Origin of the sequence: Pseudomonas sp. YuFO8 (assembly GCF_035065025.1) — a bacterium.
In the GTDB taxonomy this organism is placed as follows: domain Bacteria; phylum Pseudomonadota; class Gammaproteobacteria; order Pseudomonadales; family Pseudomonadaceae; genus Aquipseudomonas; species Aquipseudomonas putida_AE.
The window spans coordinates 25,654-47,996 of record NZ_JAXDEQ010000024.1; the positions used below are offsets into that span (position 1 = coordinate 25,654).

The 22,343-nt window shown below is 59.4% G+C and carries 20 protein-coding genes; 13 read left to right on the forward strand and 7 right to left on the reverse strand.

Annotation, left to right across the window (positions count from 1 at the left end):
- Positions 1-33: 33 nt before the first annotated feature.
- A complete protein-coding gene (locus SOP95_RS20540; protein ID WP_274078110.1) occupies positions 34-1,404 on the forward strand; it encodes an MFS transporter in 1,371 nt (456 codons plus the stop codon).
- A 66-nt stretch (positions 1,405-1,470) separates the two neighbouring features.
- On the opposite strand, the gene SOP95_RS20545 is transcribed toward SOP95_RS20540, so the two are convergent.
- The 4 genes from SOP95_RS20545 to flgA all read right to left on the reverse strand — a co-directional run bounded on the left by SOP95_RS20545 (position 1,471) and on the right by flgA (position 4,078).
- Positions 1,471-2,217 carry a flagellar brake protein gene (locus SOP95_RS20545; protein WP_274078109.1) on the reverse strand — a complete coding sequence of 249 codons (747 nt, stop codon included), beginning with the start codon at positions 2,215-2,217 and terminating at the stop codon, positions 1,471-1,473.
- Positions 2,218-2,308: 91 nt separating this feature from the next.
- Complete coding sequence (locus tag SOP95_RS20550; RefSeq protein WP_274078108.1) at positions 2,309-2,776, reverse strand: flagella synthesis protein FlgN; 468 nt, start codon at positions 2,774-2,776, stop codon at positions 2,309-2,311.
- 48 nt (positions 2,777-2,824) lie between these two features.
- Positions 2,825-3,148, reverse strand: a complete 324-nt coding sequence (gene flgM / locus SOP95_RS20555) for a flagellar biosynthesis anti-sigma factor FlgM (protein ID WP_274078107.1) — start codon at positions 3,146-3,148, stop codon at positions 2,825-2,827.
- Positions 3,149-3,316: 168 nt separating this feature from the next.
- Entirely contained in the window at positions 3,317-4,078 is a 762-nt protein-coding gene (gene flgA, locus SOP95_RS20560; protein ID WP_323608124.1) for a flagellar basal body P-ring formation chaperone FlgA, read from the reverse strand.
- A gap of 81 nt (positions 4,079-4,159) precedes the next feature.
- On the opposite strand from flgA, the gene SOP95_RS20565 reads away from it, so the two are divergent.
- The 7 genes from SOP95_RS20565 to ltrA all read left to right on the forward strand — a co-directional run bounded on the left by SOP95_RS20565 (position 4,160) and on the right by ltrA (position 11,169).
- Entirely contained in the window at positions 4,160-5,092 is a 933-nt protein-coding gene (locus SOP95_RS20565; protein WP_274078105.1) for a chemotaxis protein CheV, read from the forward strand.
- A 45-nt stretch (positions 5,093-5,137) separates the two neighbouring features.
- Positions 5,138-5,965 carry a protein-glutamate O-methyltransferase CheR gene (cheR, locus tag SOP95_RS20570; RefSeq protein ID WP_046817752.1) on the forward strand — a complete coding sequence of 276 codons (828 nt, stop codon included), beginning with the start codon at positions 5,138-5,140 and terminating at the stop codon, positions 5,963-5,965.
- A gap of 369 nt (positions 5,966-6,334) precedes the next feature.
- Positions 6,335-6,742, forward strand: a complete 408-nt coding sequence (flgB, locus tag SOP95_RS20575) for a flagellar basal body rod protein FlgB (RefSeq protein WP_274078104.1) — start codon at positions 6,335-6,337, stop codon at positions 6,740-6,742.
- A gap of 3 nt (positions 6,743-6,745) precedes the next feature.
- Positions 6,746-7,189 carry a flagellar basal body rod protein FlgC gene (flgC, locus tag SOP95_RS20580; RefSeq protein WP_042607186.1) on the forward strand — a complete coding sequence of 148 codons (444 nt, stop codon included), beginning with the start codon at positions 6,746-6,748 and terminating at the stop codon, positions 7,187-7,189.
- A 15-nt stretch (positions 7,190-7,204) separates the two neighbouring features.
- Positions 7,205-7,924, forward strand: a complete 720-nt coding sequence (gene flgD / locus SOP95_RS20585) for a flagellar hook assembly protein FlgD (RefSeq protein ID WP_274078103.1) — start codon at positions 7,205-7,207, stop codon at positions 7,922-7,924.
- A gap of 31 nt (positions 7,925-7,955) precedes the next feature.
- Complete coding sequence (flgE, locus tag SOP95_RS20590; RefSeq protein WP_323608125.1) at positions 7,956-9,266, forward strand: flagellar hook protein FlgE; 1,311 nt, start codon at positions 7,956-7,958, stop codon at positions 9,264-9,266.
- A gap of 481 nt (positions 9,267-9,747) precedes the next feature.
- Entirely contained in the window at positions 9,748-11,169 is a 1,422-nt protein-coding gene (ltrA, locus tag SOP95_RS20595) for a group II intron reverse transcriptase/maturase (RefSeq protein ID WP_323608126.1), read from the forward strand.
- Between the two features lie 201 nt (positions 11,170-11,370).
- On the opposite strand, the gene SOP95_RS20600 is transcribed toward ltrA, so the two are convergent.
- The gene (locus SOP95_RS20600) at positions 11,371-14,265 is read right to left on the reverse strand and encodes a ribonucleoside-diphosphate reductase subunit alpha (protein WP_274072896.1); all 2,895 of its coding nucleotides are present in this window, start codon (positions 14,263-14,265) and stop codon (positions 11,371-11,373) included.
- A gap of 729 nt (positions 14,266-14,994) precedes the next feature.
- Here SOP95_RS20600 and SOP95_RS20605 point away from each other — a divergent pair.
- Both SOP95_RS20605 and SOP95_RS20610 read left to right on the forward strand, forming a co-directional pair.
- On the forward strand, positions 14,995-15,717 hold the full coding sequence (locus SOP95_RS20605) for a winged helix-turn-helix domain-containing protein (protein ID WP_323608127.1): 723 nt from the start codon (positions 14,995-14,997) through the stop codon (positions 15,715-15,717).
- Positions 15,714-17,324, forward strand: a complete 1,611-nt coding sequence (locus tag SOP95_RS20610; RefSeq protein WP_274072898.1) for an ATP-binding protein — start codon at positions 15,714-15,716, stop codon at positions 17,322-17,324. Before SOP95_RS20605 ends, SOP95_RS20610 begins: the two co-directional genes overlap by 4 nt.
- 72 nt (positions 17,325-17,396) lie before the next feature.
- Here the strand turns inward: SOP95_RS20610 and SOP95_RS20615 are convergent, their stop codons facing one another.
- Positions 17,397-18,122, reverse strand: a complete 726-nt coding sequence (locus tag SOP95_RS20615; RefSeq protein WP_323608128.1) for a 4'-phosphopantetheinyl transferase family protein — start codon at positions 18,120-18,122, stop codon at positions 17,397-17,399.
- Positions 18,123-18,321: 199 nt separating this feature from the next.
- On the opposite strand from SOP95_RS20615, the gene SOP95_RS20620 reads away from it, so the two are divergent.
- The 3 genes from SOP95_RS20620 (at position 18,322) to SOP95_RS20630 (ending at position 21,060) form a co-directional block, all read left to right on the forward strand.
- The gene (locus SOP95_RS20620; protein ID WP_274072900.1) at positions 18,322-18,924 is read left to right on the forward strand and encodes a hypothetical protein; all 603 of its coding nucleotides are present in this window, start codon (positions 18,322-18,324) and stop codon (positions 18,922-18,924) included.
- Between the two features lie 118 nt (positions 18,925-19,042).
- A complete protein-coding gene (locus SOP95_RS20625) occupies positions 19,043-19,720 on the forward strand; it encodes a response regulator transcription factor (RefSeq protein WP_274072901.1) in 678 nt (225 codons plus the stop codon).
- A complete protein-coding gene (locus tag SOP95_RS20630; RefSeq protein ID WP_274072902.1) occupies positions 19,717-21,060 on the forward strand; it encodes an ATP-binding protein in 1,344 nt (447 codons plus the stop codon). The genes SOP95_RS20625 and SOP95_RS20630 overlap by 4 nt, the downstream gene beginning before the upstream one ends.
- 64 nt (positions 21,061-21,124) lie before the next feature.
- On the opposite strand, the gene SOP95_RS20635 is transcribed toward SOP95_RS20630, so the two are convergent.
- Positions 21,125-22,123 (reverse strand): AraC family transcriptional regulator, encoded by a 999-nt coding sequence (locus SOP95_RS20635; RefSeq protein ID WP_323608129.1) that lies wholly within the window; start codon positions 22,121-22,123, stop codon positions 21,125-21,127.
- Positions 22,124-22,343 lie beyond the last annotated feature (220 nt).

Consider the following 22,343-nt stretch of genomic DNA (forward strand, 5'->3'; position numbering starts at 1 on the left):
AATAGCCCGTCACTCACTGCAAGGAGCCGCTCGTTGCGCCAAATCTGGAAGTCCTTTCGAGCGCTTTACTTCGCTTCGCTGATGATGTTGATCGGCTCAGGCCTGTTGAGTACTTACCTGGCGTTGCGCCTGGCTGCCGATCATGTCGACAGCCTGTGGGTCGGTGCATTGATGGCCGCCAACTATTTCGGCCTGGTGCTGGGCGGCAAGATCGGCCATCGGTTGATTGCGCGGGTCGGGCATATACGAGCCTACTCGGCCTGTGCCGGGATCGTCGGCGCGGCGGTGCTGGGCCATGGCCTGGTAAACTGGTTGCCGGCGTGGCTGTTCCTGCGGGTGATCGTCGGTCTTGGCATGATGTGCCAGTACATGGTCATCGAGAGCTGGCTGAACGAGCAGGCCGAAGCCAAGCAGCGCGGACTGGTGTTCAGCGGCTACATGATCGCCTCCTACCTGGGGTTGGTGCTGGGTCAGTTGATCCTGGTCATGCACCCGGGGCTGGGCCTGGAACTGCTGATGCTGGTGGCCCTGTGTTTCACCCTCTGCCTGGTACCGGTGGCCCTGACCCGGCGGATTCACCCGGCGCCCTTGCATCCCGCGCCGATGGAGCCGCGGTTCTTTATCAAGCGCGTGCCGCAGTCATTGAGTACCGTCCTGGGGGCAGGGCTGATCGTCGGCTCGTTCTACGGTCTGGCGCCGCTGTACGCCTCTCAGCAAGGGTTGTCGACGGAGCAGGTCGGCCTGTTCATGGGTAGCTGCATTTTTGCCGGGTTGGTGGTGCAGTGGCCGTTGGGATGGTTGTCCGATCGCTATGACCGGGCGCTGTTGATCCGCTGCTTTGCATTCAGCCTGGCGTTGGCCGCCTTGCCGCTGGCGATCATGGAGCGGGTGCCGCTGGAAGTCCTGTTCATCGCCGGGTTCCTCTGTTCGTTGGTGCAGTTCTGCCTCTATCCGTTGGCCGTGGCCTTCTCCAATGACCATGTCGAGGGCGATCGACGGGTATCGCTGACGGCGATGTTGCTGGTGACCTACGGCGTGGGCGCCAGTATCGGGCCGCTGGTGGCGGGTGTGCTGATGAAGTTGTTCGGCAGCCAGATGCTCTATGCGTTCTTCAGTTTCTTTGCGTTGGTGCTGGTGTGGCGAATTCGTCCGAAAGCGGTGACCAACCTGCATCAGGTGGACGACGCACCGCTGCATCACGTCGCCATGCCGGACAGTATGTCGAGTTCGCCACTGGTGGCGGCACTCGATCCGAGGGTGGATGAGCAGGTGGTGCAGGACCAGATGCAGAATCCGATTGCACCAGAGCCTGGTTCCGAACCAGAACCGGAACCGGGAACCGATCAGCCGCCGCAAGAACCGGATTCGGGCAGGGAGCAGAGTTTTACCGAAGCCAGGCCATGACATTCAGGTAAAAAAAACGGGCAGTCACCGCAAGGGGCTGCCCGTTTTTGCCTTGAGAGCTTTGTCTCAGAAGTCGTCTTTGTCGAAGCGCCGCGCTTCGCGTTGCAGCTGGTAGACGAAGCGCTCGACCTGACGCTGCACCAGCCCGCTCATGTTGTGGAAGCGAACGCCGGCAAAGGTGGTGTTGATCTTTTCTTCGAAGTGCAGGTAGCGCAGTTCGACCGGCGCGGTCATTTTACCGAAGGGCAGGTCGGCGTTGAATCGGTCGTAGACCTGACCCAGTTGCAGGCTGCCGGTGATGTCGCCCTCGAAGCGCAACTTGCAGCCGGTGGCGGAAATGTCCAGCAGCTTGCCACTGATCGATGCCTTGAGTTTTTCACCGTCCAGATTGACGTTGACCAGTTGGGCCAGTTTCAACGCGGCCCGGAAGGCATTGCGGCGCTGGTGGTAAACGACCTCATCGGGCAGGGTGCCACGGTAGCAACGGCTGCCGTTGGATTCGTCGATGGTCAGCGGGCCATTGCTTTCCCATGCGATGCGCACGCCTTCATGAAATCCTTCGACCTTGAAAGGTTCGCCGGCCAGCAGGAAGCGTTCGCCATCTCGGGGAATCATTTCGTCCAGGGCAATCATGTTGCGTTCGCGGTCCAGGTCCACCAGATAACTCTGGAAGCGCTGGCTGCGCTCGTGGAACGTGATGATCAGCGGGTCATGGCTGTCTAGCAGCTGGCGCAAATTGCCGGAGATTTCCAGGGGCGTGCTGAGCACCTTGGGTGGCTGCGGCGCATCTTCCGCGTTTAAGGCATTGGACACGGTTAATCAATCTCCAGACAAATTTTGACTACGGCGTGCGGCATTTTGCCAGTATGTTTCGCGTCTTGATAGAGCGTGCTTATCGACAGGCTCAAGCCTGACTGAGCGGACGTGGTTTCACAAGCCTGGAGAATGATCCACTGGCGTCATAGAGCGCGGGTTGTTCACCGCCATTAAGGATTCTCAGCTGGGTAGCCGTGGCAGCCTGCTGTGCCAGGATCGATTGTCCATTGTTGGCGTTGGCGGCGTGGCATTGAGCCAGAAGGTCGGTCAACACATCACTTTGCGCCAGCAGCGCTTCGCCAACGCTCGATTGGCTGGCCAGTTGCTCCAGGCCGCTGCGATTGGCTGGCAGGTTGAGACTGGCGAGAAGCTCACTGCGTTTGCGGCCATGCTGTTCGAGCTCGATGATCATTGCCTGCTTCTGCGCCAGAATCTCTTCCAGCAACTGCATGTCGCGGCCATGCAGGGCGAGGGATTCGGTGCGCAGTAACTCCAGCAAGCGTTGCGCTGGAGCAAGGTCGTCGGTGATCAGTTGCAGTAAATTAGTGTCGTGCATGGCTGGCCTTGGGGTTTAAGCGTCCAAAAGCCTGGCGCGGGCCGAGGCTTAGCGCTGGGCTTCGAAGTTGAGCAGTTTGCTGGCTACACGGTTGCTGTCGACTTTATAGCTGCCATCGGCGATGGCTGCTTTCAACTCGGCCACTCGGGACTTGTCGACGGCAGGCTGATCGCGCAGCGTATCGGTGATCTTCTGCAACTGTTGCGCCTCATTGCTCAGATGTACCGATTCGCCGCTTTTGACGGTATTGGCCTGTTCGGCCGGGGTATTGGGCTCGGCAGACTTGCCGGTTTCGGCAGTTTCCTTGGCGGTGGTACGTGTACTGCCCGTGAGTGACGAGGAGCTGTTCAATCGGCTGAAATCGATGACCATGGTAAAAAACCTCTGGGAATTTGGACGCTTGCCATGTTTTCGGCCGTTTCCTGAAAAACTTTAGGCTCATTTATCAAAATGAGCTTGCGCGCGCCAGCGCTTGCCGTGCCTGGCACACAGTTTAGGGAAGCGTCGAGGTCGGCGCCACTTCTTCACCCCCAGTGAGCCCTACATGGACACTTCCACCTGGCCCGGCGCGATGATCTGCGCCTTGATGACCCGTTTGGAATTGAGGTTCTTGACTCGAATCTGTTCGCTCAGGCCGCCACCGGCCAATGCCTCGCCGGGCATGCGCACGCTGAGCGTACCGCTGCGGGCGGTAATCACCACCTGGTCACCCTTGCGTATGACTTCCGCCTGTTCGATGTGCACCAGGCTGATGACCTGATCATTGACCATTGGTCGGGTAAGTCGTTGCCCGATGGCCTGGTCCACGTCCGTCAGGTAACCCTGGTTGAGCAGGCTGATATCGCGCTCACGCAGCATGACGTCCTGCGGTTCGACAATGCCGGCACGACGCAGGGGCCGGGTGGTGGTGACGACCTCGCGAAACAGGCGTACTTGAGCGGGTACGAACACGGTCCAGGGGGATGTTCCTTCGCAGCGAACCTTGACCGTTACGCGGCCCAAAGGCTTGGCTGGACTCTCCAGGGTGGCTGTCAATTCCTTGTCGCACATGGGCATGCGCAGGCGCGGATCGAGCGGGTTCACCTGGATTTCGTAGCGACCCTGGGTTTGACTCGTCGCCAGATAGTCCTCTACGGTGAATTCAAGAAAGCCCTGGGTGACGCCGATAAGCATGTCAGGCAAGGTAACCGCGTCAGCAAGGGCAGGGCTGCCAGCGTTGAACAGGCAAACAGCCGACAACATCCCGAGCCATTGGCGGCAGGGAGTGGTCAGGCGGCGGAAAAATGTCGGTTCTGTGTTCATGACAGATAAAAAGCAAGCGCCGTGCCGTTTAGTGCAGAAGGCGCGTCGCAACAACACTTGGCGTTGGCGTAGGAGTCAGGCATGGCTGGTGTAATGGATTCGGTAAACCAGCGCACGCAACTGGTGGGGCAGAATCGCCTTGAGTTGCTGTTGTTCCGTCTCGACGGCCAGCAGCTGTATGGGATCAACGTGTTCAAGGTGCGGGAGGTGTTGCAATGCCCCAAGCTGACGTTGATGCCCAAGTCCAGTCCTGTCGTGTGTGGCGTGGCGAATATTCGGGGGGCGACCATTCCGATCCTTGATCTGGCGATGGCGACCGGTTCCGGTGGCTTGAAGGACAAGGGCAACCCTTTCGTGATCATCACGGAGTACAACACCAAGACCCAGGGATTCCTGGTGCGCTCGGTGGAACGCATCGTCAACATGAATTGGGAGGAGATTCATCCGCCACCCAAGGGCACGGGGCGCGATCACTACCTGACGGCGGTGACTCGGGTCGACAACCAGTTGGTCGAAATCATCGACGTCGAGAAGGTGCTGGCGGAAGTAGCGCCGACCCCGGAAGCGATTTCAGCCGGGGTGGTGGATGTCGAGACCCAGCACAAGGCGCTCTCCTTGCGCGTGCTGACGGTCGATGACTCGTCGGTGGCGCGCAAGCAGGTCACCCGTTGCCTGCAAACGGTCGGTGTTGAAGTGGTGGCGTTGAACGACGGCCGGCAAGCGCTGGATTACCTGCGCAAACTGGTCGACGAGGGCAAGCGGCCGGAAGAGGAATTCCTGATGATGATTTCCGACATCGAGATGCCGGAAATGGACGGGTACACCCTCACGGCCGAGATCCGCAACGACCCGCGCATGCAAAAGCTTCATATCATCCTGCATACTTCGTTGTCAGGTGTGTTCAATCAGGCGATGGTGAGGAAGGTCGGTGCCGATGACTTCCTGGCCAAGTTCCGTCCTGATGACCTGGCATCCCGGGTAGTCGACCGGATCAAGGCAGCAGACATCAGCTAGGGGCGTTCGGCCCCCGGCAGTCACACGATTTTAGAGGCGGCAGCATTGTCTACGGGTAATTTGGATTTCGAACAGTTCCGGGTGTTCCTGGAAAAAGCCTGTGGCATTTTGCTCGGTGAAAACAAGCAGTATCTGGTCTCCAGCCGTCTCAACAAACTGATGGAGCAGCAGGGCATCAAGTCCCTGGGTGAACTGGTCCAGCGCATCCAGACCCAGCCGCGCAGCGGATTGCGCGAGATGGTCGTGGATGCGATGACGACCAACGAAACCTTGTGGTTTCGGGACACCTATCCGTTTGAAGTATTGAAGAACAAGGTGCTGCCTGAAGCGATCAAGGCCAGTCCCGGCCAGCGTCTGCGGATCTGGTCGGCGGCGTGCTCGTCGGGTCAGGAACCGTATTCGCTGTCGATGTCCATTGATGAGTTCGAGCGGTTCAATCCAGGGCAGTTGAGGATGGGCGTGCAGATTGTGGCCACCGACCTGTCGGGCACCATGTTGAACAACTGCAAGACGGGCGAGTACGACAGCCTGGCCATAGGTCGCGGCCTGTCTCCCGAACGCCTGCAGCGTTATTTCGACCCGAAAGGGCCGGGGCGCTGGGCGATCAAGGCGCCAATCAAGAGCCGGGTCGAGTTTCGTTCGTTCAACCTGCTGGACAGCTACGCGAGCCTTGGCAAGTTCGACATCGTGTTCTGTCGCAACGTGCTGATCTACTTCTCCGCCGAAGTGAAGAAGGACATCCTGTTGCGTATTCACAGCACGTTGAAGCCCGGCGGTTATCTGTTCCTCGGTGCTTCAGAAGCGTTGAACGGATTGCCGGATCATTACCAGATGGTCCAGTGCAGCCCGGGGATTATTTACCAGGCGAAATGAATCGTTGGTGTTGCAAAAATAACGGGAGTCCTCAGGGCCTCCCGTTTTTTGTCCCTGATGATTTCTCACAGGCACCGCATGACCTCTGTGGGAGCGAGCTTGCTCGCGATGGCGTCATGTCAGTCGACATCAATGCGAACTGTCACACCGTCATCACGAGCAAGCTCGCTCCCACAGGGTAGGTTGGCGTCTTCGTAAGCAGAGGCAAGCGGCAGAAAAGCGGCATCCAGCGGAAGCCGGTTGCCGCTTTTCTGTCGTTGCCGCCGGGGCCAATGCCAGCAAAGCCCCGGTTTACGGGGTTTTCTGGATTGGCATGACGCTTGCTATGTCCATCCTACGAAAAATCAGGTCACCCAAAGGTTTCCCGACATGAGCATCAGCTTCGATAAAGCGCTCGGTATTCACGAAAAGGCCCTGGGCTTCCGCGCCCAGCGTGCCGAAGTCCTGGCCAACAACATTGCCAACGCCGACACCCCGAACTACAAGGCGCGGGACCTGGAGTTCTCGAAAGTACTCGAGGCGCAGAACGACAAGGCCAAAAACGGCACCTTCGCCCTGAACATGACCAACAACCGTCATATCGAAGCCCAGGGCTTGGGCAATGGCGACGAGTCGCTGATGTACCGCACGCCGATGCAACCGTCGATCGACCAGAACACCGTGGACGCCCAGCTGGAACAGTCGAACTACGCGGAAAACTCGGTCAACTTCCAGGCCAGCTTCACCCTGCTCAACAGCAAATTCAAAGGGCTGGTGTCAGCCCTGCGCGGAGAGTAAGTCATGTCCCTGTCCAGTGTTTTCAACATTGCCGGTAGCGGCATGAGTGCCCAGACCACGCGCTTGAACACCGTGGCCTCGAACATCGCCAACGCCGAGACTGTCTCCTCGAGCATCGACCAGACCTACCGTGCGCGTCACCCGGTGTTCGCCACCATGTTCCAGGGCGGCCAGGCTGGTGGCAGCGATTCTCTGTTCCAGAACCAGGACGCGGCCGGTCAAGGCGTTCAGGTGCTGGGCGTGGTCGAAGACCAGAGCAACCTTGAAGCACGCTATGAGCCGAACCATCCGGCCGCCGATGCCAAGGGCTATGTCTACTACCCGAACGTCAACGTGGTGGAAGAAATGGCTGACATGATTTCCGCGAGCCGTTCGTTCCAGACCAACGCCGAAATGATGAATACCGCCAAGACCATGATGCAGAAGGTCCTGACCCTCGGTCAGTGATAAGGGGCGACTCAGATGAGTGTTACCGATACCACCAGTGGTTTGAATATCAACGATATCCTGGCCAACTCCGCGGTAAAGACCAAGACAGACGATAGTCTGGCGTCAGCGGCGGGTAGCGCTTCGGGTAAAAAGGCCTTGGGCAAGGATGCGTTCCTGCAATTGCTGGTCACGCAATTGAAAAACCAGAATCCGCTGGAACCGCAGGACAACGGCGAGTTCGTGGCGCAGTTGGCACAATTCAGTAGCCTTGAAGGCATCACCACGCTCAACGGTACCGTGAGCGGCATTGCTGGCGCCTTCGGCTCATCACAGGCATTGCAAGCTTCGTCACTGGTTGGCCGTTCGGTCATTGCGCCGGGCGACAAGGCAGTGGTCGATACAACGAAGGGCATGACCGGGGCGGTCGTGTTGCCTCAATCCGTAGCCTCGGCCACGGTGAAAGTTACCGACAAGGATGGCAAGGTCGTTCGCACTATCGAGCTGACTGATCAGAAGGCCGGCAATGCCAGCTTCACCTGGGATGGCAAGGACGATGCCGGTAACGTGGCCCCGGTGGGGACTTACACCTTTGCCGCAGCGACCACCATCGATGAACAGAGCGTTGCGCTGATCACCAACCTGCCAGCAACCGTCACCAGCGTGACTCTCAGCCAGACCGGCGGTGAATTGATGCTCAATCTGGCTGGGCTGGGCAGTATCGCCCTGTCCAAAGTGCAAACCATTGGTATATAGAGCCGACTAACCCGGCACAACGGAGTGGACTATGTCTTTCAACATCGGCCTTAGCGGTCTCTATGCCGCCAACAAGCAACTGGACGTAACCGGTAACAACATCGCCAACGTCGCAACCGTCGGATTCAAATCGTCCCGTGCGGAATTTTCGGACGTGTACTCGTCCACCAAACTGGGCACAGGTAACAAGACCGTCGGCAGCGGTGTGCGCCTGGCCAACGTTTCCCAGCAATTTACCCAGGGCGATGTCAGCAGCGGCACTGGCAGCGTGCTGGACGTGGGCATCAACGGTTCGGGCTTTTTCGTACTGAACAACAACGGTTCGTTATCCTATACCCGTGCCGGTACGTTCAAGGTCGACAAGGACGGCTACGTCACCAACACCGATTATTCGGCGCGAGTGCAGGGTTACGGTGTGGATGCCGACGGCAAGATCATCAACGGCGTGTTGACCGACCTGCGTATCGATACGTCGAACCTGGCGCCGAAAGCCACCACGACCGTATCGTCGACGATCAACTTGAACTCTACGTCCGATGTGATCGACGTCGTGGCAAACCCGTTCGACCCGAGCAAGACGGCATCCTACAGCAAGCAGTTCACTACCCCGGTTTTCGACACCCAGGGCAACCAGCATTCGATGGACCAGTACATGGTCAAGACTGGTCCGAATACCTGGAGCACCTACACCCTGATTGATGGTCGAAATCCTGATGGCAGCGACCCGAAGACGACCCCTCCGGTGGCTTCCGTCATGGCGTTCGATACTAGCGGCAAGCTGGTTTCGGTTACCACTCCGGGTACTCCTCCAGTCGTCAGCCCTGATCTGAAGATCACCAACTGGGTTCCGGGCAAAGTGACCAATGGTGTCTGGGCAGCCAACGGCGCATCCGCCGACCCGGCGGGCCTGACCATCGCCATGGGCAGCACCTCCCAGTTCAACGCCGATACCGCGCGTTCCATTCCGGCACAAAACGGCTACGCCACTGGCGAGATCACCAACCTGACCATCGACGGCAGCGGCGTCATGCTGGCCAACTTCAGTAACTACCAGACCAAGCCGATCGGTCAGTTCGCATTGGCCAGTTTCACCAACGAGCAAGGTCTGCAGCCAGTGGGCGGCTCCAGTTGGAAAGAAACCTACAGTTCGGGTATTCCGGGCTACGATGCTCCGCAAACCGGGAGTTTGGGTGAAATCCACTCCAACTCCCTGGAGGAGTCCAACGTCAACGTGACCAACGAACTGGTCGACCTGATCAAGGCGCAGAGCAACTACCAGGCGAACGCCAAGACCATCTCGACCCAGAGCACCATCATGCAGACCATCATTCAGATGGCTTGATGCGGGGTGGTTGAAAGCCTGCACAAGGAGCCCCTCGCAAGAGGGGTTTTTTTTTGGTGCGCCAGGCATGGCGCGTTGCGCGCAAGCGCAACCAGCTTGGCTGTGGTGGCCACGCTGGTGACTTGGAGGTGAAAGTCCTCTACACACCCGGCAAGGGGAAGTGTTAGCCAGAGGCAAGGGTGTCGCGGGCGACTGCGAATCTGAAGGAAGCCCGAGGCAAAATGCTGGCCTGACGAACAGGAAGCGGATTAGGCGGTGCAGCGGGGTAAGGTAGCCAAAATTGCCAAAGCCCAATACTTGCACGGAACGCTGTGACGTATATCCGACAGGCATAAGCAGGAAGGTCGCGCGAATTACCCTGGGAGATCTGCACGTTTGCCACTGTGCTACCGAGCGTCGAGAGGCGACGGGATGAGCGTGCAGAAGTCAGCCGAAGCCGTAGTAATCGCCGAAACCGGGTCGATGAAGGGCCGAACAGGTTATGCCGCCAGTAGGCGTCAGAGTCTCGTCGAATGCTGAAACGCAGAATATTCTCCAAGAGAAAACTGTTACCCCAGGTCCCGGACGGTATCCGAGGATGACGGCTGACAGGGCGCAAGCATCGACGGCGTCTGTGACGTGGACGAACGCGGAGCCGGACACGCTGATGGCGCGGGTGCTTGCACCCGCCAATCTCAAGCGTGCGTATCAACGCGTAGTCAGCAACAAGGGCGCGCCGGGTGCCGATGGCATGACGGTCGACGAATTGGCGGGCTACGTGAAACAGTATTGGCCGATCCTCAAGGCTCGGTTGCTGGCCGACGAGTATCACCCGCAAGGTGTACGCGCCGTCGAAATCCCCAAACCCAAAGGCGGAACAAGACAGCTGGGAATCCCCTGCGTCGTGGATCGCCTGATCCAACAGGCCCTGCTGCAACAGCTCACGCCGATCTTCGATCCGTTGTTCTCGGACTACAGCTACGGTTTTCGTCCGGGCAGAAGCGCTCATCAAGCCATCGAAACAGCCCGTGCCCACGTGGCAGCGGGTCACCGCTGGTGCGTGGAACTGGATCTGGAGAAGTTCTTTGATCGGGTCAACCACGATGTATTGATGGCCTACATCGAGCGTCAAATCGAAGACAAACGTGTGCTCACGCTGATCCGTCGCTACCTCGAAGCGGGGACGATGTCAGGTGGTCTTGCCAGCCGACGGCAGGAAGGGACGCCGCAAGGCGGCCCGCTCTCGCCGTTGCTGTCGAACATCCTGCTCAACGAACTCGATCGCGAATTGGAGCGACGGGGCCATCGCTTCGTGCGCTACGCCGACGATGCGAACATTTATGTGCGCAGTCGCCGTGCGGGCGAACGAGTGATGGCCGGCGTGGAGCGGCTCCTGAACCAGCGCCTTAAATTGACGCTGAACCGGGACAAGAGCCGGGTAGCCGGATCCTGGATGTGCGATTACCTGGGTTACGGGATGAGCTGGCATCAGCAGCCGAGACTGAGAGTAGCTTTGATGAGCCTGGGACGCTTGCGCGACCGGCTTAGAGACCTGCTGCGCGGAGCGCAGGGCTGCAAGATGGCGAGCGTCATCGAGCGGATCAACCCTGTACTGCGCGGGTGGGCTGGTTACTTCAAGCTCAGTCAAAGCAAGCGACCCCTTGAGGAGTTGGACGGCTGGGTGCGCCACAAACTGCGCTGCATGCTCTGGCGCCAATGGCAGCAGCCCTCAACCAGGGCGCGTAACCTGATGCGTCTGGGGATCGACGAAGGACGCGCTCGTAGATCGGCGTCCAATGGGCAGGGCCCTTGGTGGAACTCGGGAGCGTCACATATGAATCAGGCGCTGCCGAAGAAACTCTGGGATCGACTCGGTTTGGTCTCGATACTGGATACGATAAACCGGCTTAGCCGTGTAACCTGAACCGCCGTATACGGAACCGTACGTACGGTGGTGTGAGAGGACGGCGGATGTAAATCCGCCTCCTACTCGATGATCAAAAGATCGCAGCCTCGCTTCGCGAGACAGCTCCTACAGGGATCGAGGCTGCGATCTTTTTCATGGGCAAAAGAAAACCCCCGACAAGCCAGGGGCCTGTCGGGGGTTTGGTGTTACCGGTTCAGCTTATTGGCAAGCTTCGCAATCCGGCTCGTCGATGGCGCAAGCCTTCGGCACTGGAGCTGGACCTGCTGGAGCTGCCAGGACCGAATCATCACCGTGGTTGCCGCCGCTGGAAACAGCGTTCAGCTTACCGGTGTTGATGGTCGACTTCTCGGTGCTGGTCGCGGCCAGGGCACGGAGGTAGTAAGTGGTTTTCAGACCACGGTACCAGGCCATGCGGTAGGTCACGTCCAGCTTCTTGCCCGAAGCACCGGCGATGTACAGGTTCAGCGACTGAGCCTGGTCGATCCACTTCTGACGACGGCTGGCCGCGTCAACGATCCACTTGGTGTCCACTTCGAAGGCAGTCGCGTAGAGCTCCTTGAGTTCTTGCGGGATGCGCTCGATCTGCTGCACCGAACCGTCGTAGTACTTCAGGTCGTTGATCATGACCGAGTCCCACAGACCGCGAGCCTTCAGGTCGCGAACCAGGTACGGGTTGATCACGGTGAATTCGCCCGACAGGTTCGATTTCACATACAGGTTCTGGTAGGTCGGTTCGATCGACTGCGAAACGCCAGTGATGTTGGCGATGGTCGCGGTCGGTGCGATGGCCATGATGTTCGAGTTACGGATACCTTTCTGTACACGGGCGCGAACCGGTGCCCAGTCCAGGGATTCCTTCAGGTCGACATCGATGTACTTCTGGCCACGGGCTTCGATCAGGATTTGTTGCGAATCCAGTGGCAGGATGCCCTTGGACCACAGCGAACCCTGGAACGTCTCGTAGGCGCCACGCTCGTCAGCCAGGTCGCAGGATGCCTGGATCGCGTAGTAGCTGACCGCTTCCATCGACTTGTCGGCGAACTCGACGGCTGCGTCGGAACCGTAAGGAATGTGCTGCAGGTACAAGGCGTCCTGGAAGCCCATGATGCCCAGGCCGACCGGACGGTGCTTGAAGTTGGAGTTCTTCGCTTGTGGCACCGAGTAGTAGTTGATGTCGATAACGTTATCGAGCATGCGCACGGCGGTGTTCACGGTGCGTTCCAGCTTGGCGGTGTCCAACTTGCCGTTGACGATGTGGTTCGGCAAGTTGATCGAGCCCAGGTTGCAAACGGCGATCTCGTCCTTGTTGGTGTTCAAGGTGATCTCGGTGCACAGGTTCGAGCTGTGGACCACGCCGACGTGCTGCTGCGGGCTGCGCAGGTTGCACGGGTCCTTGAAGGTCAGCCATGGGTGGCCGGTTTCGAACAGCATGGACAGCATCTTGCGCCACAGGTCCTTGGCCTGGATGGTCTTGAACAGCTTGACCTTGCCCGGGTACTCGGTCAGCGCTTCGTAGTACTCGTAGCGCTCTTCGAAAGCCTTGCCGGTCAGGTCGTGCAGGTCCGGTACTTCGGACGGCGAGAACAGGGTCCACTTGCCGTCATCGAAGACGCGCTTCATGAACAGGTCAGGGATCCAGTTGGCGGTGTTCATGTCGTGGGTACGACGGCGGTCATCACCGGTGTTCTTGCGGAGTTCGATGAACTCCTCGATGTCCATGTGCCAGGTTTCCAGGTAGGCACACACAGCGCCTTTGCGCTTGCCACCCTGGTTGACGGCAACGGCGGTGTCGTTCACCACTTTCAGGAACGGTACGACGCCCTGGGACTTGCCGTTGGTGCCCTTGATGTACGAACCCAGTGCACGCACCGGCGTCCAGTCGTTACCCAGGCCACCCGCGAATTTCGACAGCATGGCGTTGTCGTGGATCGCGTGGTAGATGCCCGACAGGTCATCCGGCACGGTGGTCAGGTAGCAGCTCGACAGCTGTGGACGCAGGGTACCGGCGTTGAACAGGGTCGGGGTCGAAGACATGTAGTCAAAGGACGACAACAGGTTGTAGAACTCGATCGCACGGTCTTCTTTCTGTTTCTCTTCGATCGCCAGGCCCATGGCCACGCGCATGAAGAAGATCTGCGGCAGTTCGAAACGCACGCCATCCTTGTGGATGAAGTAACGGTCGTACAGGGTTTGCAGGCCCAGGTAGGTGAACTGCTGGTCGCGCTCGTGGTTGATCGCCTTGCCCAGTTTTTCCAGGTCGAAGTCGGCCAGGACCGGGTTCAGCAATTCGAATTCGATACCCTTGGCGATGTAGGCAGGCAGGGCCTTGGCGTACAGGTCGACCATCTCGTGGTGGGTCGCGCTCTCGGCGACGCCGAGGAAGCCCAGGCCTTCGGCACGCAGGGTGTCCATCAGCAGGCGGGCGGTCACGAACGAGTAGTTCGGCTCACGCTCGACCAGGGTACGGGCGGTCATCACCAAGGCGGTGTTGACGTCGGTCAGGGCCACGCCGTCGTACAGGTTCTTCAGGGTTTCGCGCTGGATCAGGTCGCCGTCGACTTCTTCCAGGCCTTCGCACGCTTCGGTGACGATGGTGTTCAGGCGGCCCATGTCCAGCGGTGCCAGGCTGCCGTCGGCGCGGGTGATGCGGATCGACGGGTGAGCGTCGACAGCGGCTTCGACCGGAGCGTGGGCGGCGCGTTCTTTCGAGCGACCGTCACGGTAGATCACGTAGTCGCGGGCCACTTTCTGCTCGCCGGCACGCATCAGGGCCAGTTCGACCTGGTCCTGGATTTCTTCGATGTGGATGGTGCCGCCCGATGGCATGCGACGCTTGAAGGTGGCAGTGACCTGTTCGGTCAGGCGCGCCACGGTGTCGTGGATGCGCGACGAAGCGGCAGCGGTGCCGCCCTCAACTGCGAGAAACGCTTTGGTGATGGCGACGGTGATCTTGTCATCGGTGTAAGGAACGACAGTGCCGTTACGCTTGATCACGCGCAATTGACCAGGCGCGGTGGCGGACAGATCCGAATTCGAATCAGCGGCCTGCGGCAAGGTACCCTGCGGGTTCTCGCGAGTTGTGTCGGTTTGCATGGGGGTGTCTCCACATTCTCTATGTTTGTTTGGGCACCTTTACGGTGCCCACCGTTCTGTCCTGAAGCACTACAACCGACGTGGGTGTCGGGCATAACAACTTCGGGACAGTAGGAAAAAGGCTAATGAGGCCGTCCGTGCCGAAGTTCAGGTGCGAGCCTTTGCTCGATACCGCATTCCTTTCCAAGTGTCAGTAATGACTGCAACACCCGTACCGTTTTCACCATTTTGGGTCGAAATACAGTAGCCATCCGCACGCGCGGTTTGGTCTTCGAAAAATACGTTTGGTTCAACCGGAAAGACGCATGAAAAGCGCTTGAAATTGCTGTCCGGTTTGTGTTTGGTTTTTAGCTTAAAACCCTACATGTAGGGATTTTATAACGCGCTGGCTACAAGATAATGCGTTTTGGGGGGCGAATGCAACGTGCTGCCTGTGGATAAACTGTGCGTAAATTGTGTGTGAAAGAGGGAACCGGCGTGTAGGCCGCGACCTAGCTGGATTGAAGCTTTTTTCAGTGATTTTTAACGAACGAAAATGACTGATCAGGTTTTTAAGGGCGCGAACCCTATCACAAAAAACCTGGGTGTCCGAACGCATTTACCGGCTTGTGTTCTGCGTGGGCGACGTTTATACAATCGGTCAGCATGTATGCAATTTATCCACCCCTATCATTACAAAAAGACGGGCGGATCCTTCCTTATGAGCGTTCTGGCAAGTAGAGGTCACCGGTGGAGCAAGAAGCCTGGCAGGTATTGATTGTGGAGGACGATCAGCGTCTGGCCGAACTGACGCGCGATTACCTGCAAGCCAATGGCCTGAGTGTCTCGATTGAAGGCAATGGTGCCTTGGCGGCGGCCCGCATCATCAAGGAACAACCGGACCTGGTGATTCTCGACCTGATGCTGCCGGGCGAAGACGGCCTGAGCATATGCCGCAAGGTTCGCGACCGGTATGACGGCCCGATCCTGATGCTCACCGCGCGCACCGACGACACCGACCAGATCCTCGGCCTGGACCTGGGGGCCGACGACTACGTGTGCAAGCCGGTGCGCCCGCGTTTGCTGCTGGCGCGCATCCAGGCCTTGCTGCGCCGCAGTGAAGCGCCGGAGGTCGTCCCGGAAAAACAACGGCGCCTGCAGTTCGGCCCGCTGGTGGTGGATAACGCATTGCGCGAAGCCTGGCTGCACGACAACGGCATCGAACTGACCAGCGCCGAGTTCGATTTGCTTTGGCTGCTGGTGGCCAACGCGGGGCGCATCCTGTCCCGGGAAGAAATCTTCACCGCGTTGCGCGGCATCGGCTATGACGGCCAGGACCGCTCCATTGACGTGCGCATCTCGCGCATCCGCCCGAAGATCGGTGATGACCCGGACCATCCGCGGCTGATCAAGACCGTGCGCAGCAAAGGCTACCTGTTTGTCCCCGAGGCCTGCGTAGACCCGACCCTGTGAACTCGATCTTCCTGCGGATCTACGGCGGCATGTGTGCCGCGCTGATACTGGTGGCGGTGCTCGGTGTGCTGGCTTTGCACCTGCTCAATGAGGTGCGCGGCGAGCAGTACCGCGAACGCCTGGCTCACGGCACGTTTTCGCTGATGGCCGACAACCTGCAACCGATGAACCAGACCGAACGCCGCCGGGCCCTGTTGGTGTGGGAGCGGCTGCTGGGGATTCCGCTCGCGCTGAAAACCTTTGCCCAGACCGACCTCGACCTCACCCAGCGCACCCGGGTATTGCGCGGCCAGGCCCTGGTGGAGCAGACCGGCCCGCATGCGGCCAGGGTTTATCGACTGGTCAGCGACCAGGAGCAGCTTGTTCTCACCGGTGAAGTCCAGCAGATCAGCGAACAACTCGCCCGGGCGACTATCTATCTGCTGGCAGACGAACTGGTGCGCTACCCGGTGGGCGAGCAACCGGTGCGTCTGGCGCAATTGAAACAGGACAAGGGGTTTGGCTTCGATTTGCGCCTGGTCACGGTCGAAGACGCCGACATGGACGAAGACCAGAGCCGTCGGGTGTCCGAGGGTGACACCGTGATGGCGCTGGGCAAGGAGGGCGATTCGATCCGGGTGTTCGCCGGCATGGTCGGCACGCCCTGGGTGCTGGAAATCGGCCCGTTGTACCAGATGAATCCTTATCCGCCGGAGTGGCTGGTGCTGATTGCCGCACTGGGGCTGAGCCTGATCGGTTTGATCGTCTACCTGCTGGTGCGGCAACTGGAGCGCCGCTTGCGCGGGCTGGAAGCGGCGGCCACGCGGATCGCCAAGGGCAGCCTGGAAACCCGTGTGCCGGCGCGGGGTGCAGACTCGGTAGGGCGACTGGCGTCGGCGTTCAACGGCATGGCCGAGCACCTGCAACAGCTGCTGGCCATTCAGCGAGAGCTGGTGCGTGCCGTGTCCCACGAATTGCGCACGCCGGTGGCCCGCCTGCGGTTTGGCCTGGAAATGATCGGCTCGGCCAAGACCCCGCAAGACCTGGAAAAATACTGCGAAGGCATGGACCACGATATCGAGGACCTCGACCGCCTGGTCGACGAGATGCTGACTTACGCGCGGCTGGAGCAAGGCTCGCCAGCCCTGAATTTTCAGCGTATCGATCTGGATGCCTTGGTCAATCAGGTGATCGATGAGCTGGCGCCCTTGCGCGCCGAGGTCACGGTGCAGCGAGGGTTGTGCCTGTCGGCCGCCGACTGCGACGACGCCTGGGTCGAGGCCGAGCCGCGCTACCTGCACCGGGCGCTGCAGAATCTGGTGACCAATGCCATGCGCCACGCTCAATCGCGAGTCACCATCAGCTATCAGGTGGGGCAGCAACGTTGTCGGGTGGATGTCGAAGATGACGGGCCGGGTGTGCCGGAAATGGCCTGGGAGAAAATTTTCACGCCATTCCTGCGCCTCGACGACAGCCGCACCCGGGCCTCGGGCGGCCATGGCTTGGGATTGTCGATCGTGCGGCGGATCATCCATTGGCACGACGGTCGGGCGTTGATCGGCAAGAGCAAAAGCCTGGGCGGCGCATGTTTCAGCCTGAGCTGGCCGCGCAATCAGGAGAAACGCTGAGACCCCGCGCCCCAAATCCCCTGTAGGAGCTGGCTTGCCAGCGAAGAGGGCCTGACAAACAGCAAATATCTTTCAGGCCTTGATACTGACCAGACTCAACAACTGCCCATCCTTGACCCCGAACTGCGCCTCCAGCTCGGTGCCGTTACGCCATTCACCGGACAGGTCCGTCAGCAACCGCAACCGCACCTCACCTGACTCGGTCCACTCCAGCACCTCGGCGTGTTCAAAGTAGAAACGTTGCCGCACGATCGGGTAGAGCGCCTTGAACAGGCTCTCCTTCACTGAAAACGTCAGGGTGACCAGCAACGCGAGCTGATCGCGATGACCGGCGGCCATGCGCTGCAGTTCCGCCGGGGTGAGTATTTCCCCGGCCAGCCGTTCGGCACGTTCGGCATTGAGCAGGTTTTCCATGTCCATCCCCAACCCGCGCCAATGGCTTTTCTTCGCCACGATCGCCGCGGCCCGACCGGTGCTGTGGGTGATCGAACCGGTAATGTGCGCAGGCCAGACAGGCGCCCGGTCATCGCCGATGGCCGGGCTGAAGTTCAGGCCTTCCAGTTGTTGCAGGGCTGCGCGGGCGCAGATCCGCCCGGCGAGAAATTCTGCCTGGCGTTTGGCGACCGAGCGCTGAATGCTCGCGGGCGCCTCGATGGCGCTGCGCTGGAAATCATCGCTGAGCAGTTGCGACGTATCGAAGTGGGTACTCAACAGCACCGCATCGGGCAGCACCAGCGGCAGCGGCCAATGGGTGTCGAGGGGCGTGCAGAAGACGGGCAGGGCGGGGACAGGATTCATGTCGGGCATTTTGCCGGGTTGCCTTGATGCTGGGTAGTCCTGGGGGATTTCCTGCTGGAAAATCATCAAAACAGCTGGGTGGATATGGTTCAGCTCAGGTTAAGCGCGCGTTCAGGGTGAGTTCAGGGCGGCGTGAGTAGTCTTGCTCCGTAGCCAAAACAACACGAACTCAAGCACGAACTTATGAGGAGCTTCACCCATGACTGGAATCAAAAAACTGCTGCTGGCATTCACCGTTTTCGGCGCGAGCACTGCCGCATTCGGTGCCAACGACAATTTCGCCAGCCTTACTTATGGGCAGACCAGCGACAAGATCAAAAAGTCCAGCGCCTTGAACGATAATCTCAACCGTCCGAACGCCGACGGCGTGATTGCCAAGGACCACACCTGGGGCTTGCGTGTGGGGCAGCAAAACAGCCAAGGCCGTTACTACGCCACGTACGATAACGTGTCGGGCTCGCACAATGGCATTAAACTGCGTCAGGAGAACCTGTTGGGCAGCTACGATCTGTTCCATCCCTTGGGTGCTGACACCAGGCTATTCGGCGGTGCCTCCGCCGGGTTGACCAAATTGACCCAGGAGTCATCAGGCTTCAGTCGCGACACCAACTTCGGTTACACCATTGGCGCACAGGCAGGCATTCTGCAACAGGTTTCGCAAAACACTTCAGTTGAACTGGGGTACCGTTACCTGCGCAGCAACGCCAGCACCGAAATGAGCGCACAAGGTGGTAGCAAGCAGGGATCGCTGAGTTTGAATAGCAGCGCACAGACCTACCTTTCAGCCAACTATGCTTTCTGAAAAGCGTGTGCAGCAGGCTGCGCCGGATCAATCCAGGAGATTGTTCCGGCGCAGCCTGTTAGTCATGGAGGTGCGTCGATCGTGCCTCCGGGGTATTTGATTTGCCTGGGAGAGCGACATGAAATTGCTGGTTGTCGAGGATGAAGCGCTGTTGCGTCATCACTTGCAAACCCGCCTGACGGACAGCGGCCATGTGGTCGAGTCCGTGGCCAACGCCGTCGATGCGCTGTATCAGACCGAGCAGTTCAACCACGACCTGGCGGTGATCGATCTCGGCTTGCCGGGCATGGGCGGGCTGGATCTGATCCGTCAGTTGCGCTCGCAAGGCAAGACCTTCCCGATCCTGATCCTCACTGCACGCGGTAACTGGCAGGACAAGGTTGAAGGCCTTGCTGCCGGTGCCGATGACTATGTGGTCAAGCCCTTCCAGTTTGAAGAACTGGAAGCTCGGCTGAATGCCTTGTTGCGCCGCTCCAGCGGATTTACCCAGTCAACGATCGTTGCCGGGCCGCTGCTGCTGGACCTTAATCGCAAGCAGGCGTCCCTTGAGGAGCAACCACTGGCATTGACCGCGTATGAGTACCGGATTCTCGAGTATCTGATGCGCCATCATCAGCAGGTGGTCCCCAAGGACCGTTTGATGGAGCAGCTTTACCCGGACGATGACGAGCGCGATCCGAACGTGATCGAAGTGCTGGTCGGCCGTCTGCGTCGAAAACTTGAAGGTCCGTCCGGTTTCAAGCCAATCGAAACGGTGCGTGGCCTGGGCTATCTGTTCACTGAGCGTTGCACTTGATCGGTTCTCTTCGCGTTCGCCTGATGCTCGCCGCCACGATCCTCGCAGTATTGTTCATGCTGGCGTTGCTGCCGGCGATGCAGGGAGCGTTCAGCCTGGCGCTGCAGGACGCCATCGAGCAGCGACTGGCGTCGGACGTCACCACGTTGATCTCTGCTGCACGGGTCGAGGACGACCGCTTGCTGATGCCAGAACAGTTGCCCGACGAGCGCTTCAACCTGGCCGATGGCAACTTGCTCGGTTACATCTATAACCGCGAAGGTCAGTTAGTCTGGCGCTCGAAAGACACCCTGGTAAAGAACATCAATTACAAGCCGCGTTACGACGGGCGCGGTAATGAATTTGCCAGGATTCGCCAGGACACGGGCCAGGAATTCTTCGTCTATGACGTCGAGGTCAAACTGCTCGGCGGCAAAAACGCGGCGTTCAGCTTCGTCGCGTTGCAACCGGCGCGTGAATACGATGCTACGCTCGGCGGCCTGCGGGAAAACCTTTACCTGGGTTTCGGCGCGGCATTACTGGTGCTTCTGGCATTGCTATGGGGCGGCTTGTCCTGGGGGTTGCAGGCGTTGCGCCGGCTGAGCCAGGAACTGGACGAGATCGAAAGCGGCACCCGTGAAAGCCTGAGCGAGCAACACCCACGTGAACTGCTGCGCCTGACCGGCTCTTTAAACCGATTGCTGCACAGCGAGCGTGAACAGCGTAGCCGTTATCGCGATTCCCTCGACGATCTGGCCCATAGCCTGAAAACCCCATTGGCGGTATTGCAGGGGGTCAGCGAAGGCATGGCGCAACGCCCTGAGGAGAGGGATCAGGCCTGGGTGCTGCAGACCCAGATCGAGCGCATGAGCCAACAGATCGGTTACCAATTGCAACGCGCCAGCCTGCGCAAGAGCGGACTGGTGCGCCATCAGGTACGCCTGCAACCGGTGTTGCAGAGCCTTTGCGATACGCTGGACAAGGTCTATCGCGACAAACAGGTACAGGTTACCTTCGATTTGCCGCCGCAGTGTCTGGTCCCTATCGAGCAGGGCGCCTTGCTGGAAATGCTTGGCAATCTGCTGGAGAACGCCTATCGACTGTGCCTGAGCGAAGTGCGCATCAGCATGCATACCCTCGATGGTATCGAGATATGCGTAGAAGACGATGGCCCAGGCGTCCCGCTTGATCAGCGCACGCGGATCCTGCAGCGCGGTGAACGCCTGGACCGTCAGCATCCAGGACAGGGTATTGGCCTGGCGGTGGTCAAGGACATCATCGAAAGCTATAGCGCAAAACTCACCCTGGGCGACTCGCCCTTGGGCGGTGCCGCCTTCCGTATTCATTTTCCGCTGGCGTGATCTTGTAGGAGCCGGCTTGCTGGCGATGGCGATCGTACAGACGCTATCGCCAGCAAGCCGGCTCCTACAAATCCCTGGCCCGGTAAGCCCCCGGCGTCAGCCCGGTCCACTTCTTGAATGCCCGGTGAAACGCCGAGGGCTCGGAAAACCCCAATTGCTCGGCGATCTGTTGCAAGGGCAAGTCGTTGCGGCCCAGGTGATAAATGGCAATGTCGCGGCGTAGCTGGTCCTTGAGTTCCTGAAAGCTGGTGTTTTCTTCACGCAGATGCCGACGTAGCGTTTGCGGGCTGATATGCAGGTGCTCAGCCACGGCCTCCAGGTCCGGCCAGGGGGAGCGGTCGCGACTGAGCAGGCGTCGCAACTGGCTGCTCAGGCTATGGCCGTCGTCCGGGCGCGATAACAGATCGGCAGGCGAGCGTTCAAGGAACTGCTTGAGCGTGCGTTCGTCCTGTAGCAGTGGCATGTTCAGGTAGCGGCCGTGGAACAGCAGGCTGCTCTGTTGTGCCGAAAACTCGAGCGGGCACGAGAACAGCAGCTCGTATTCGGCGCCATGTTCCGGTCGCGGGTAGCTGAACGTGGCGTGCTCCAGTCGAATACGCTGGCCGATCAACCAGCTGGCGAAGCGATGCCAGATCACCAATAGACATTCGCTGAGGAAATGTTCCGGGTCCCAGAGTTGCGAATCGTCCAGACTCAGTCGAATCATTTCGTCTTCGCGGGTCAGCGTCAGGCGCGGGGCGTCCGGGAATAGGCTATAAAACAATAATCCGCGATGCAGTGCCTTATCCAGATTGCGGCAATGGATCACGGCATGACACATCATCGCGAAGCTGCCGGGCTTGCTGATGCCCCGGCCGAAACCCAGGTATTCGTCGTCCAGCGCGAGCCATAGTGCCTGTATCAGCCGGGTGAACTGTTCTGGAGGGATGCGCGCTCGAGGCTCGTCGAGCAGCTCGGGGCTGATCCCCACTTGCTGCAGCAGTATCGAATAATCGTAGCCACGCCGTTGCGCGCCACCGAGGGCGGCACGGGCGAAATGACTGGCAATGGTGCGTTCGCGCATAGAGGCAAGTCCGTCCATAGAACGACGGATGGTAGCCGCGCTGCATGGGCATGAACAAGGCGGATATCCGCCAGATTACAGGATGTGATTCGACGGCTGGGCGGAAATCCGCCACTGCGCAGTCGTCGTGTGTTGACCCGCACCAACCTGCAACCCTTGATGCCATAAGGCTTTCAGGCTTTTCCTACAAGGTGGCACGAGCCTTGCGATAGAACCCGTA

Excerpts from the sequence above, each read along its gene's own strand:
- flgA (WP_323608124.1), bottom strand. The coding sequence starts at position 4,078 with ATGAACACAGAACCGACATTTTTCCGCCGCCTGACCACTCCCTGCCGC.
- SOP95_RS20565 (WP_274078105.1), top strand. The coding sequence starts at position 4,160 with ATGGCTGGTGTAATGGATTCGGTAAACCAGCGCACGCAACTGGTGGGG.
- flgE (WP_323608125.1), top strand. The coding sequence starts at position 7,956 with ATGTCTTTCAACATCGGCCTTAGCGGTCTCTATGCCGCCAACAAGCAA.
- SOP95_RS20550 (WP_274078108.1), bottom strand. The coding sequence starts at position 2,776 with ATGCACGACACTAATTTACTGCAACTGATCACCGACGACCTTGCTCCA.
- SOP95_RS20635 (WP_323608129.1), bottom strand. The coding sequence starts at position 22,123 with ATGCGCGAACGCACCATTGCCAGTCATTTCGCCCGTGCCGCCCTCGGT.
- flgD (WP_274078103.1), top strand. The coding sequence starts at position 7,205 with ATGAGTGTTACCGATACCACCAGTGGTTTGAATATCAACGATATCCTG.
- SOP95_RS20620 (WP_274072900.1), top strand. The coding sequence starts at position 18,322 with ATGACTGGAATCAAAAAACTGCTGCTGGCATTCACCGTTTTCGGCGCG.
- ltrA (WP_323608126.1), top strand. The coding sequence starts at position 9,748 with ATGCCGCCAGTAGGCGTCAGAGTCTCGTCGAATGCTGAAACGCAGAAT.
- SOP95_RS20600 (WP_274072896.1), bottom strand. The coding sequence starts at position 14,265 with ATGCAAACCGACACAACTCGCGAGAACCCGCAGGGTACCTTGCCGCAG.
- flgM (WP_274078107.1), bottom strand. The coding sequence starts at position 3,148 with ATGGTCATCGATTTCAGCCGATTGAACAGCTCCTCGTCACTCACGGGC.
- SOP95_RS20615 (WP_323608128.1), bottom strand. The coding sequence starts at position 18,122 with ATGAATCCTGTCCCCGCCCTGCCCGTCTTCTGCACGCCCCTCGACACC.
- flgC (WP_042607186.1), top strand. The coding sequence starts at position 6,746 with ATGTCCCTGTCCAGTGTTTTCAACATTGCCGGTAGCGGCATGAGTGCC.
- flgB (WP_274078104.1), top strand. The coding sequence starts at position 6,335 with ATGAGCATCAGCTTCGATAAAGCGCTCGGTATTCACGAAAAGGCCCTG.
- SOP95_RS20625 (WP_274072901.1), top strand. The coding sequence starts at position 19,043 with ATGAAATTGCTGGTTGTCGAGGATGAAGCGCTGTTGCGTCATCACTTG.